This is a genomic window from Pseudomonas sp. CAU 1711 (assembly GCF_039888625.1).
Taxonomy (GTDB): Bacteria; Pseudomonadota; Gammaproteobacteria; order Pseudomonadales; family Pseudomonadaceae; genus Aquipseudomonas.
Window position 1 is genome coordinate 60,073 of the sequence record NZ_JBDQQT010000017.1, and the last position, 12,147, is coordinate 72,219.

Sequence of the window (12,147 nt, forward strand, 5' to 3'; positions counted from 1 at the left end):
CTGCGCAATACCATCGCTTGGATGTCGCGGTGTCTTGACAGCGCGCCCCTCTCCCGCCGGGAGAGGGGCTGGGTATCGCCGACTCGTTGCCTGGCCCTCACCCCGACCCTCTCCCAAAGGGAGAGGGAGAACAACAGCCGCGGTGCCGACTCAATCAACGTTCGGCCGAGTGCGATGCCGCTAAGTGAACAGCATTACGCCCTCGGACGGCTTTTTCGTCAGCGCTTGCTCAGCGCCTCCAGGCAGCGCCCGGTCAGCTGGGTGAAACGCTGGAAGGCGACGAACTGCTCATGCTTGAGCGCCCGCCCCGAGACCCGGCTGTCGGCGTAGAGCACGCCGATCTCGCGGGTGCCGGCCATCAGCGGCGCGATGAAGAACATGCCGTGGCCAAGCAGCTGGCGCATCGGCAGGGTCACCAGTTCGGCCAGGTTGTAGCTGGCCGGCACCCCCATCCAGATCGCCTCGCGATTGCGCAGCACATAGCTGAAGATATGCGGCGGCTCAGCCTGCTTGGCCGGCAGCAGGAAGTCCTCCAGCCAGTTTTCGGTGCCCTCGCCCATCACCCGCTTGGCACGGAAGCTGGTCTGGCCGTCGGCCAGTACGGCCAGCATCACCCGCTCCAGCCCTGCTCCCTGGTGCAAACCTTTGAGCAGGGTATCGAGTATCGGGCCGACGCCGCCCTTCTGGTTGACCATCATGCCCAGGTCCTGGAGCGCCTGCTGCATCACCAACAGGCTCGGTTGCAGCAGGCGTGCCTTGCGTTCCTCCTGCTGCAGCTTGATCTGCTCCGGGTCGGTATTGGGGATCAGCCGACACAGCTGGCTGGCGCCGAAGGTCGCAGCCACCTCGACGGCCTCCTCGGCGCTTTCCAGCACCTGCTTGAGCGCATCCTCCGGGCTGACCCCGGTGAAGTCCGCCAGCTGCTGCACCAGCTTCTCCATCTCCGGTGAGTCCCAGCCGTCCAGCGCCGCCTCGCTGATCTTCACCCCCAGCGTCACCGAGCGCACCGCCGGGTCGTGCTGGTTGCCGCTGCCATGGGCGAAGCTGGCCAGCTCGCCCAGGTTCCAGCTCTTCACCAGGCCGAGCGTGAGCTGGCGGAAGCTGGTGCCGAGCACCTCGCGCACCGCCTCGTCCACATCCACATCGGGCCGCTCCAGGGCATCGGCCAGCTCGTCGGCCTGCTCGCCACCGCAGGCCCAGAACGCCAGTTCGCCCACCGTGTGCAGCAGCGCGGCGATGAACACCTCTTCCTGGTTCTTGGTCAGCACATAGCCGGCGATGTTGCGCGCCTGCACCGCGGCGTGGAAGGAGCGGGCCAGCAGCGTCTGCAGCTGCTCGCGCGGCACCTTGGTCAGCAGGGTGTCGATCAGGCTCACCGACATGCCGATCAACCGCACATTGTCGAAGCCGATCAGCACTATGGCCCGCGAGATGGTGCGGATGCTTTCCTGGGAGGGGTTGTAGTAGACGCTGTTACCGACCCGTAGCACCTTGGAGGTGAGGGAGGCATCGCGCAGCAGCACGTCGGCCAGCTGCTGCACCGAGGCCCGGTCGGCCTGGGACAGCCGATGCAGGTCCTGCACCACGGAGGCTAAGGCAGGCAGCTCGGCCTGATTCAATCGATCTATCCATGCTTGCAAACCGATACTGCGATCCGCCAAGTCAGCAACCCCGTTTCATTTTGTTTCAGTGTAATCAAACTGATGGCACACGCCGTGAAAAAGGCACTCTTTTTCCTGCGGATACAAGCTGTTACTGTACCTGAAAGTCAAACAGACGACGGGCGGACACGCGCTGAGGCACGTTCCTGAACCCGTGGTCAGAAAGCCCCATGGACTGGACCCCTCCCGATGCGTCCTCTGCTCTCGCTGATTTTCGGCCTGGCCATGAGCTTTCCCGCCTTCGCCACTCTGGTCGAAAGCCATGGCTACGCCCAGTTCGGGACCCTCAAGTACCCGGCCAGCTTCACCCATTTCGACTGGGTCAACCCCGACGCGCCCAAGGGCGGCACTCTGCGGGTGATGGCCTACGGCACCTTCGATACCCTCAACCCCTATAGCTTCAAGGGCAGCAGCCCGGCTGCGGCGCCCAATTTCCTGAACTACGGGGTCAGCGAGTTCAACGAGCCGCTGATGGCTGGCAGCGGCTCCTACGACCCCTCGGGCGACGAGCCGGCCGCGAGTTACGGGCTGATCGCCAAGAGCGTGGAGTACAGCGAGGATCGCAGCTGGGTGGTGTTCAACCTGCGCCCCGAGGCACGCTTTCACGACGGCAAGCCGATCACCGCCTACGATGTCGCCTTCTCCTACCGCACCCTGGTCCGCGATGGCCACCCGCAGTACCGCACCGACCTGCAGGAGGTCGAGCGGGTCGACATCCTCAATCGCCACCGCATCCGCTTCGTCTTCAAACGCGCCGGCAACCCGCTGCTGATCCTGCGCCTGGGCGAGCTGCCGGTGCTGTCCCAACACTACTGGAAGAGTCGCGACTTCAAGGCCACCAGCTTCGAGCCGCCGCTGGGCAGCGGCCCCTATCGCATCGTCAAGGTGGAGCCGGGACGCAGCCTGGTGTTCGAACGGGTCAAGAACTGGTGGGGCGAGAAGCTGCCGATCAATCGCGGCAAGTACAACTTCGACCGCGTCGAGGTGGAGTTCTACCGCGACAGCAGCGTCGCCTTCGAGGCCTTCAAGGCCGGCGAGTTCGACTTCTATATCGAACATCAGGCGAAGAACTGGGCCACCGGCTACCGCTTCCCGGCCATCGCCCGTGGCGAGGTGATACGCGCCGAGATTCCCCACCAGATTCCCACCCAGACCCAGGCGCTGTTCATGAACACCCGCCGCGACACCTTCGCCCAGCGCAAGGTGCGCGAGGCCCTGGGGCTGATGTTCGACTTCGAGTGGACCAACCGCACCCTGTTCAACAGCGCCTACCAACGCAGCGGCAGCTATTACCCGAACAGCGAGTTCGCCGCCACCGGCATTCCCGAGGGGCAGGAATGGCTGCTGCTGTCGCCCCATCGCAAACAGCTGCCGGCCAAGCTGTTCAGCGAACCCTTCGTCCTGCCCGTCACCCAGGGGCGCGGCATCCCGCGCGAGACCCTGCGCCGCGCCTTGAAGCTACTGGGCGAGGCCGGCTGGAAACCTTCCGGCCAGCGCCTGGTCAATGCCAGGGGCGAGCCACTGCGCTTCGAGATACTGCTGGTCAACCCCAATCTGGAGCGCATTCTCCAGCCCTATACCGAGAACCTTGCCAGCATCGGCATCGACGCCCGTCTGCGCACCGTGGATCGCGCCCAGTACAAGCAGCGCCTCGACCACTTCGATTACGACATGATCCTGATGACCCTGTCGCAGAGCCTCAGCCCCGGCCTGGAACAATGGCTGTACTTCCACTCCAGCCAGGCCGGCGTGAAAGGCAGCAAGAACTATGCGGGCGTGCGCCACCCGGTGATCGACCAGCTGCTGGACCAGCTGCTGGCGGCGCAGACCCGCGAACAGCAGGTCGCCGCGGCCAAGGCCATGGACCGGGTCCTGCTCTGGCAGCACTACAGCATTCCCAACTGGTACATCAGCCATCACCGCCTGGCGTATCGCAATCGCTTCGCCTTCGTCACCACGCCGCCCTATACCCTTGGGCTGCGCGCCTGGTGGCTGAAGCCCACGGAGAGCACCCGATGAATCCAGCCCTGCGCACCCTGGGGGCCGCCCTGCTGATGCTGGCCGGCGCCGCCCAGGCCGAACCGCGTCATGCCATCACCCTGTATGGCGAGCCGCCGAAATACCCGGCCGACTTCCAGCACTTCGACTACGTCAGTCCGGATGCGCCCAAGGGTGGTCTCCTGCGCCAACGCGACATCGGTGGCTTCGACAGCTTCAACCCCTTCATCCCCAAGGGCAATGCCGTGAGCATGGGGCTGATCTACGACAGCCTGACCTACCACTCGCCGGACGAGCCCTTCACCGAGTACGGCCTGCTCGCCGAGAAGATCGACCGCGCCGCCGACAACAGCCATGTGCGCTTCCTCCTCAACCCCAAGGCACGCTTCCACGACGGCACGCCGGTGACCGCGGAGGACGTGATCTTCACCTTCAACATCCTGCTGGAGAAAGGCGACCCCATGTACCGCCACTACTACGCCGACGTGGCGCAGGTGGTGGCCGAGGACAAGCTGACGGTACGCTTCGACTTCAAGCACAAGGACAACCGCGAGCTGCCGCTGATCCTCGGCCAGCTTCAGGTACTGCCCAAGCACTGGTGGGCCACCCGCGACTTCGCCAAGACCGACCTGGAGCCGCCGCTGGGCAGCGGCCCCTACCGTATCGGCAAGGTCTCGCCAGGCAGCAGCGTGCGCTTCGAGCGGGTCAAGGACTGGTGGGCCAAGGACCTGCCGGTGACCCGCGGCATGTACAACTTCGACCGCATCCGCATCGACTACTACCGCGACACCCAGGTCGCCCTGGAGGCCTTCAAGGCCGGGCAGTTCGACTTCAACCTGGAGTACTCGGCCAAGGACTGGGCCACCGGCTACGACAGCCCGGCCCTGCGCGAGGGGCGCTTCATCCTGGAGTCCATCACCAACCACAACCCGGCCGGCATGCAGGGCTATGTGTTCAACCTGCGCCGCCCGCTGTTTCAGGACCGCCGGGTGCGCGAGGCCATCGCCCAGCTGTTCGACTTCGAATGGGCCAACAAACAGCTGTTCTACAACTCCTACAAGCGCACCCACAGTTACTTCGAGAACTCCGAGATGGCGGCTCGCGGCCTGCCCAGCGAAGCCGAGCTGAAGCTGCTGGAGCCGCTGCGCGAGAAGCTGCCGGCCGAGGTCTTCAGCCAGGAGTTCCAGCCGCCGGTCAGCGACGGCAGCGGCATGATCCGCGAGCAGAGCCGCCGGGCCTATCAACTGCTCACCGAGGCCGGCTACCGTATCGACCACGACAAGATGATGGGCCCGGACGGCAAGCAGCTGGCCTTCGAGTTCCTCAACTTCCAGCCCAACCTGGAGCGGGTCCTGCTGCCGTTCAAGCGCAACCTGGCCGAGCTGGGCATCGACATGCAGATCCGCCGGGTCGACGTCTCCCAGTACATCAATCGCCTGCGCTCGCGCGACTTCGACATGACCTCGGCGGTCTGGCCGCAGTCCAGCTCGCCGGGCAACGAGCAGCGCGAGTTCTGGCACTCCAGCAGTGCCGACAACCCCGGTAGCCGCAATCTCATGGGCCTGCGCGACCCGGCCATCGATCAGCTGGTCGAGGGCCTGATCCGCGCAGGCTCGCGCGAGGAGCTGGTGACCCATGCGCGCGCCCTGGACCGCGCCCTGCTCTGGGGCCACTACGTGGTGCCCAACTACTACGTGGACACCTGGCGCGTCGCCTACTGGAAGCGCCTCGGCCGCCCGGCCGCCCCCCCGCAATACGACGTCGGCCTGATGACCTGGTGGGAAGAGGCGCCACTCGGCAAAGGCGACGGCCAGGCGCCGGAACAGGGCGAAGAGCCGCAGCCCGCACAGGACGCCGAATGATGCTGGCCTATATCGTCCGCCGCCTGCTGCTGATCCTGCCCACCCTGCTCGGCATCCTGCTGATCAACTTCATCATCGTCCAGGCCGCCCCCGGCGGGCCGGTGGAGCAGATGATCGCCAAGCTGGAAGGCTTCGACGCCGCTTCCGGCGGCGCCACCGGGCGGGTCTCAGGCGGCGGCGGCGAGGTCTCGGTGGCCGGCTCCAACTATCGCGGCGCCCAGGGCCTGGACCCCGACCTGATCGCCGAGATCGAGAAGATGTACGGCTTCGACAAGTCGGCACCCGAGCGCTTCTGGCTGATGATCAGCAGCTACGCCCAGCTGGACTTCGGCCAGAGCTTCTTCCGCGACGCCAGCGTCATCGACCTGATCCTGGAGAAGATGCCGGTATCCATCTCCTTGGGGCTGTGGAGCACCCTGATCACCTACCTGGTCTCCATTCCCCTGGGCATCGCCAAGGCCACCCGCCACGGCAGCGGCTTCGACGTCTGGACCAGCTCGGCGATCATCGTCGGCTACGCCATCCCCGGCTTCCTCTTCGCCATCCTACTGATCGTGCTGTTCGCCGGCGGCAGCTACTGGGACTGGTTCCCCCTGCGCGGGCTGACCTCGAGCAACTTCGACCAGCTCAGCCTGGGCGGCAAGATTCTCGACTACTTCTGGCACCTGGCCCTGCCGGTGACCGCACTGGTGATCGGCAGCTTCGCCACCCTCACCCTGCTGACCAAGAACAGCTTCCTCGACGAGATCGGCAAGCAGTACGTGGTCACCGCCCGCGCCAAGGGCCTGACCAACCGGCGCGTGCTCTACGGCCATGTGTTCCGCAATGCCATGCTGATAGTCGTGGCCGGCTTCCCGGCCGCCTTCCTCGGCATCTTCTTCTCCGGTTCCATGCTGATCGAGGTGATCTTCTCCCTCGACGGCCTCGGTCTGCTGGGCTTCGAGTCCATCGTCAACCGCGACTACCCGGTGGTGTTCGGCACCCTGTTCATCTTTTCCCTGTTCGGCCTGCTGGCCAAGCTGTTGAGCGACCTGATGTACACCCTGATCGACCCGCGCATCGACTTCGAAACCCGGGAGCACTGAGAATGGCGCTCTCCCCTCTCAATCAACGGCGCTTCGCCCTGTTCAAGGCCCACAAGCGCGGCTGGTGGTCGCTGTGGCTGTTCCTCGGCCTGTTCGTCCTCAGCCTGGGCGCCGAACTGGTCGCCAACGACAAGCCGCTGGCCGTGCGCTACGACGGCCAGTGGTACTTCCCGGTGTTCAAGCGCTACCCGGAGACCACCTTCGGCGGCGAGTTCCCGCTTGCCGCCAACTACAAGAGCCCCTATATCCAGGGGCTGATCGCCGAGAAGGACGGCTGGATGCTCTGGCCGCCGATCCCCTTCGACTACTCCAGCATCAACTACGAGCTGCAGGTACCGGCCCCCGCGCCGCCCTCGGCGCAGAACTGGCTGGGCACCGACGACCAGGGCCGCGACGTGCTGGCGCGGGTGATCTACGGCTTCCGCGTGTCGGTGCTGTTCGCCCTGGCCCTGACCCTGTTCAGCTCCGTCATCGGCGTGCTGGCCGGCGCCCTGCAGGGCTACTACGGCGGCTGGGTCGACCTGGCCGGCCAGCGCTTCCTGGAGGTCTGGTCCGGCCTGCCGGTGCTCTACCTGCTGATCATCCTGGCCAGCTTCGTGCAGCCGAACTTCTGGTGGCTGCTCGGCATCATGCTGCTGTTCTCCTGGATGAACCTGGTCGACGTGGTGCGCGCCGAGTTCCTCCGCGGCCGCAACCTGGAGTACGTGCGCGCGGCGCGCGCCCTGGGCATGGGCAACGCCGGCATCATGTACCACCACATCCTGCCCAACGCCATGGTCTCGACCATGACCTTCATGCCCTTCATTCTGACCGGCGCGATAGGTACCCTGACCTCGCTGGACTTCCTCGGCTTCGGCCTGCCGGCCGGCGAGCCCTCGCTGGGCGAGCTGGTAGCCCAGGGCAAGGCCAACCTGCAGGCCCCCTGGCTGGGCATCAGCGCCTTCGCCGTGCTGGCCCTGATGCTCAGCCTGCTGGTGTTCATCGGCGAGGCCGCGCGCGATGCCTTCGACCCGAGGAAATGAGATGACCGAGCAGAACACCCTCATCGAAGTACGCGACCTGGCCGTCGAGTTCGTCCTGGGCGACCAGGCCCAGCGGGTGATCGAAGGCGTCAGCTTCGATATCCGCCAGGGCGAGACGCTCGCCCTGGTCGGCGAGAGCGGCTCGGGCAAGTCGGTCACCGCACACTCCATCCTGCGCCTGCTGCCCTACCCGCTGGCCCGCCACCCGGCCGGCAGCATCCACTACGGCGGCCAGGACCTGCTGCAGCTGCCGCAAGACAAGCTGCGCGGCATCCGCGGCAACCGCATCGCCATGGTGTTCCAGGAGCCCATGACCTCGCTCAACCCGCTGCATAGCATCGGCAAGCAGATCGGCGAGGTGCTGGCCTGGCACAAGGGCCTGACCGGCGAAGCCGCCAAGGCGCGCATCATCGAGCTGCTCGAACTGGTCGGCATTCCCGAGCCGGCCAAACGCCTCAAGGCCTACCCGCACGAGCTGTCCGGCGGCCAGCGCCAGCGGGTGATGATCGCCATGGCCCTGGCCAACGAGCCGGAACTGCTGATCGCCGACGAGCCGACCACCGCGCTGGACGTCACCGTGCAGCTGAAGATCCTCGAGTTGCTCAAGGAGCTGCAGGCGCGCCTGGGCATGGCCATGCTGCTGATCACCCACGATCTCAACCTGGTTCGGAGAATCGCCCATCGCGTATGTGTCATGCAGCGCGGTCGCATCGTCGAACAGGCGTCGTGTGACGAATTGTTCCGCGCTCCGCAGCATCCCTACACCCAGGAGCTGCTCGGCGCCGAGCCCAGCGGCGAGCCGGCGAGCAACCCACCCGGCGAGCCGTTGCTGGAAGTGGACGACCTGCGCGTGTGGTTCCCGATCAAAAAGGGCGTGCTGCGGCATACGGTCGATCATGTGAAGGCGGTGGACGGAATCGACTTCAGCCTGCTCCGGGGCCAGACCCTGGGCATAGTCGGCGAGAGCGGCTCCGGCAAATCCACCCTCGGCATGGCGATCCTGCGGCTGCTGTCCAGCCGCGGCGCCATCCGCTTCCAGGGGCAGACGCTGGACGGCCAGTCGCAGCACGCCGTAAGGCCGCTGCGCAGGCAGATGCAGGTGGTCTTCCAGGACCCCTACGGCAGTCTCAGCCCACGCATGTGCGTGAGCCAGATCGTCGGCGAGGGCCTGCGCATCCATGGCATGGGCACTGCGGCGGAGCAGGAACAGGCCGTCATCGACGCGCTCACGGAGGTGGGGCTGGATCCGGAGACCCGGTTCCGCTACCCCCATGAGTTTTCCGGCGGGCAACGGCAGCGGATTGCCATTGCTCGAGCACTGGTGCTGAAGCCGGCGCTGATACTGCTCGACGAGCCCACCTCGGCGCTCGATCGCACGGTCCAGCGTCAAGTGGTGGAACTGCTGCGCTCGCTGCAGGCCAAGTACAACCTGACCTACCTGTTCATCAGCCATGACCTGGCGGTGGTCAGGGCCCTGAGCCACCAGCTGCTGGTGATGAAAGAGGGCAAGGTGGTTGAACAGGGGCCGGCCGAGCAGGTGTTCGCCGCGCCGCAGCACCCCTATACCCGGCAGTTGCTGGAAGCCGCATTCATGGCTCCGGCAGCCGCCGACTAACCAACAGAGGAACAATGCACATGGGTTTTCTCGCCGGTAAGCGCGTACTGATCGTTGGCGTGGCCAGCAAACTGTCGATCGCCTCGGGCATCGCCGCCGCCATGCACCGCGAGGGCGCCGAGCTCGCCTTCACCTACCAGAACGACAAGCTCAAGGGCCGCGTCGAGGAATTCGCCGCTGGCTGGGGCTCCGGTCCCGAGCTGTGCTTCCCCTGCGACGTGGCCAACGACGAGGAGATCGCCCAGGTCTTCGCGGAGCTGGGCAAGAAATGGGATGGCCTGGACTGCATCGTCCACTCGGTCGGTTTCGCCCCGGGCGACCAGCTGGACGGCGACTTCACCGAAGTCACCACCCGCGAGGGCTTCAAGATCGCCCACGACATCAGCGCCTACAGCTTCGTCGCCCTGGCCAAGGCCGGCCGCGAGATGATGCGGGGCCGCAACGGCAGTCTGCTCACCCTCTCCTACCTGGGCGCCGAGCGCACCATGCCCAACTACAACGTGATGGGCATGGCCAAGGCCAGCCTGGAGGCCGGCGTGCGCTACCTGGCCGGCAGCCTCGGCCCGGAAGGCACCCGCGTCAACGCCATCTCCGCCGGCCCCATCCGCACCCTGGCGGCCTCCGGCATCAAGAGCTTCCGCAAGATGCTCGCTGCCAACGAGAAGCAGACCCCGCTGCGCCGCAACGTGACCATCGAGGAAGTCGGCAACGCCGGCGCCTTCCTCTGCTCCGACCTGGCCTCGGGCATCAGCGGCGAGATCCTCTACGTCGACGGCGGCTTCAATACCACCGCCATGGGCAATATCGAAGACTGATCCGCCCCGCGACAAGCCCGGCGTGCCGCCGGGCCTCGCACAAACGAAAAGGCCGCTGAGCGATCAGCGGCCTTTTCGCATCTGTCGAGCCCGACTTCAGAAACGCTCGATATCGGCCTCTTCCTGCAGCTGCGCGCGGTAGGCGGCGAAGTCCTGCTGACCGGCGCGGGAGGCCAGGAAGCGACGATAGCTGACCTTCTCCTCCTCGCTCAGCTCGGCCTGGGCCTGACCGACGCCATCCAGGCGCAGCACCACGTAGTCGCCATTGTTCAGGCTGACCCCGGCATAGCTCGGCTTGCCCGCCTCCGGCTTGGGCATGCGGAACAGCGCCTGCAGCACTTCCGGCTCGACGCCCTCCTGGCTGCGGCTGGCGGCCTGCACGACCTTCCAACCCTCGCCCTGGGCATCGCCCTTGCGCAGCCCGGCCAGCAGCGTCTCACCCTCGACCTTGGCAGCCTCGCGCGCCTGCTCCCGGGCCAGCGTCTCGCGAATCGACGCGGACACCTGCTCCAACGGCAGCAGTGCGGGCTTCTTGTGCTCCTTCACCCGCAGCACCAGGACGGTGTCCGGATCCAACTCGATGGCATTGCTGCTGCGCTGGTCTTCCAGAACCTCGGGGCTGAAGGCGGCCTGTACCACCTGGCGGTTGGCCGCGATGCCCTCACCACCTTCGCGACCGAAGGCAGCGCTGGTCTGCACCTGCAGACCAAGCTCCTCCGCCGGCTGCGACAGATCGGACGCCTCGTAGCTGGACTCTTCCAGCTGCTTGGCGGCCTCGACGAAGCGCTGTTCGACCTGTTGCGCCTTGACCTCGCGCTCCAGCTTGGCCTTGAGGCTGTCGAAGCTCGGCACTTCCGGCGCCTGCACGCCCAGCAGCTTGATCAGGTGCCAGCCGAATTCGCTGCGCACGGGCGCGGAAACCTCGCCCTGCTTGAGCGCGTAGAGGGCCTGTTCGAAGTCCGGATCGTAGACACCCGGGCCGGCGAAACCGAGATCGCCGCCATTACCGGCCGAGCCTGGGTCCTGGGAGACTTCCTTGGCCAGCTTGGCGAAGTCCTCGCCTTGCTCCAGCCGCTGCTTGACCTCTTCCAGCTTGGCCTTGGCCTGCTCGTCGTTCAGCTTGTCGCCGACCTCCAGCAGGATATGCGCGGCATGGCGCTGCTCGGCCAGATTGGCGATTTCCTTCTTGTACAGCTCCTGCAGTTCCTCGTCGCTGGCTTCGGCCTGGTCGAAGAAGACGTCCTTCTTCAGCTCGACGTACTCGACCACGACCTGCTCGGGGCTCATGAAGCGCTCGCCGTGCTGCTTGTAGTAGGCCTCGACCTCGTCATCCTTGGGCTGGGTAGCCTGAGGGGCCGCCGCGATCTTGCGGCTGGCGAAATCGCGGGTCTGCTTGTCCAGGGCGACGAAGGCCTGCAACTCGGCATCGGTGATGAAGTTGCTACCGGCCACGGCCGCCTGCAGCTGACTGATCAGCACATCCTGCTTGAGGCGCTCGCGGAACTGCATGCGAGTGAAGCCCTGCTGCTGCAGGATCTGATCGTAGCGCGCGGAGTCGAACTTGCCATCGATCTGGAACACCGGCATCTGCAGGATCAGCTGATCCAGCGCGGCATCGGAGATCGCCATCCCGCTGTCCTTGGCGCCCTGCAGCAGCAGGGTGCGCTCAATCAGCGCATCCAGCGCGGATTTGCGCAGCAGCTTGTCGTCCAGCAGCGAGGCATCGAAGTCCTTGCCGAACTGCTGAATCAACTGGCGACGCTGGACGTCGACCGCGGCGCTGACACTGGTCAGGGGAATGTCTTCGCCATTGACCTCGGCCGCATTGCGGCTGTTGCTGGTGGACTGGATGATGGCATCGAAGCCGGTGAGCGCCAGCAGCATGACGATGATGCCGATGATGGTCTTGGCGATCCAGCCCTGGGAATTGTCCCTGATGTTCTGCAGCATGCTTCCCCCGAAACGGCTGCACTGAACAAGCAGCCATGCAGCGTGGGTGAGAAATCCGGATAAAAGAAAGGCGCATCCGAAGATGCGCCTTCTCGTAACTGTCGGAGCGCTTTCGCCGCTCCTGCCGGATCGGGTCGCC

General features: G+C 65.7%; 8 protein-coding genes. 6 read left to right on the forward strand and 2 right to left on the reverse strand.

Features of this window, described 5'->3' with window-relative positions; all coding sequences use genetic code 11:
* Window positions 1–218 precede the first annotated feature (218 nt).
* Window positions 219–1,661 (reverse strand): HDOD domain-containing protein, encoded by a 1,443-nt coding sequence (locus AAFN46_RS18090; protein ID WP_347810091.1) that lies wholly within the window; start codon window positions 1,659–1,661, stop codon window positions 219–221.
* Between the two features lie 189 nt (window positions 1,662–1,850).
* Between AAFN46_RS18090 and AAFN46_RS18095 the strand changes: the two genes are divergently transcribed.
* The 6 genes from AAFN46_RS18095 to fabI are packed head-to-tail and all read left to right on the forward strand — an operon-like array spanning window position 1,851 to window position 10,058.
* Window positions 1,851–3,680 carry an extracellular solute-binding protein gene (locus AAFN46_RS18095; RefSeq protein ID WP_347810092.1) on the forward strand — a complete coding sequence of 610 codons (1,830 nt, stop codon included), beginning with the start codon at window positions 1,851–1,853 and terminating at the stop codon, window positions 3,678–3,680.
* A gap of 35 nt (window positions 3,681–3,715) precedes the next feature.
* Window positions 3,716–5,521 (forward strand): extracellular solute-binding protein, encoded by a 1,806-nt coding sequence (locus AAFN46_RS18100; RefSeq protein ID WP_347810136.1) that lies wholly within the window; start codon window positions 3,716–3,718, stop codon window positions 5,519–5,521.
* Entirely contained in the window at window positions 5,521–6,606 is a 1,086-nt protein-coding gene (locus AAFN46_RS18105; RefSeq protein ID WP_347810137.1) for a microcin C ABC transporter permease YejB, read from the forward strand. Before AAFN46_RS18100 ends, AAFN46_RS18105 begins: the two co-directional genes overlap by 1 nt.
* 2 nt (window positions 6,607–6,608) lie before the next feature.
* On the forward strand, window positions 6,609–7,628 hold the full coding sequence (locus tag AAFN46_RS18110) for an ABC transporter permease (RefSeq protein ID WP_347810093.1): 1,020 nt from the start codon (window positions 6,609–6,611) through the stop codon (window positions 7,626–7,628).
* Between the two features lies 1 nt (window position 7,629).
* On the forward strand, window positions 7,630–9,243 hold the full coding sequence (locus tag AAFN46_RS18115; protein ID WP_347810094.1) for an ABC transporter ATP-binding protein: 1,614 nt from the start codon (window positions 7,630–7,632) through the stop codon (window positions 9,241–9,243).
* A 20-nt stretch (window positions 9,244–9,263) separates the two neighbouring features.
* Window positions 9,264–10,058, forward strand: a complete 795-nt coding sequence (gene fabI / locus AAFN46_RS18120) for an enoyl-ACP reductase FabI (protein WP_347810095.1) — start codon at window positions 9,264–9,266, stop codon at window positions 10,056–10,058.
* 96 nt (window positions 10,059–10,154) lie between these two features.
* Here fabI and AAFN46_RS18125 read toward each other — a convergent pair whose 3' ends face one another.
* Window positions 10,155–12,008 carry a SurA N-terminal domain-containing protein gene (locus AAFN46_RS18125; protein ID WP_347810096.1) on the reverse strand — a complete coding sequence of 618 codons (1,854 nt, stop codon included), beginning with the start codon at window positions 12,006–12,008 and terminating at the stop codon, window positions 10,155–10,157.
* Window positions 12,009–12,147 lie beyond the last annotated feature (139 nt).

Bases quoted from the DNA above. Each gene is read 5' to 3' on its own strand.
- AAFN46_RS18095 (WP_347810092.1), top strand. From the start codon at position 1,851: ATGCGTCCTCTGCTCTCGCTGATTTTCGGCCTGGCCATGAGCTTTCCC.
- AAFN46_RS18100 (WP_347810136.1), top strand. From the start codon at position 3,716: ATGCTGGCCGGCGCCGCCCAGGCCGAACCGCGTCATGCCATCACCCTG.
- AAFN46_RS18105 (WP_347810137.1), top strand. From the start codon at position 5,521: ATGCTGGCCTATATCGTCCGCCGCCTGCTGCTGATCCTGCCCACCCTG.
- AAFN46_RS18110 (WP_347810093.1), top strand. From the start codon at position 6,609: ATGGCGCTCTCCCCTCTCAATCAACGGCGCTTCGCCCTGTTCAAGGCC.
- AAFN46_RS18115 (WP_347810094.1), top strand. From the start codon at position 7,630: ATGACCGAGCAGAACACCCTCATCGAAGTACGCGACCTGGCCGTCGAG.
- fabI (WP_347810095.1), top strand. From the start codon at position 9,264: ATGGGTTTTCTCGCCGGTAAGCGCGTACTGATCGTTGGCGTGGCCAGC.
- AAFN46_RS18125 (WP_347810096.1), bottom strand. From the start codon at position 12,008: ATGCTGCAGAACATCAGGGACAATTCCCAGGGCTGGATCGCCAAGACC.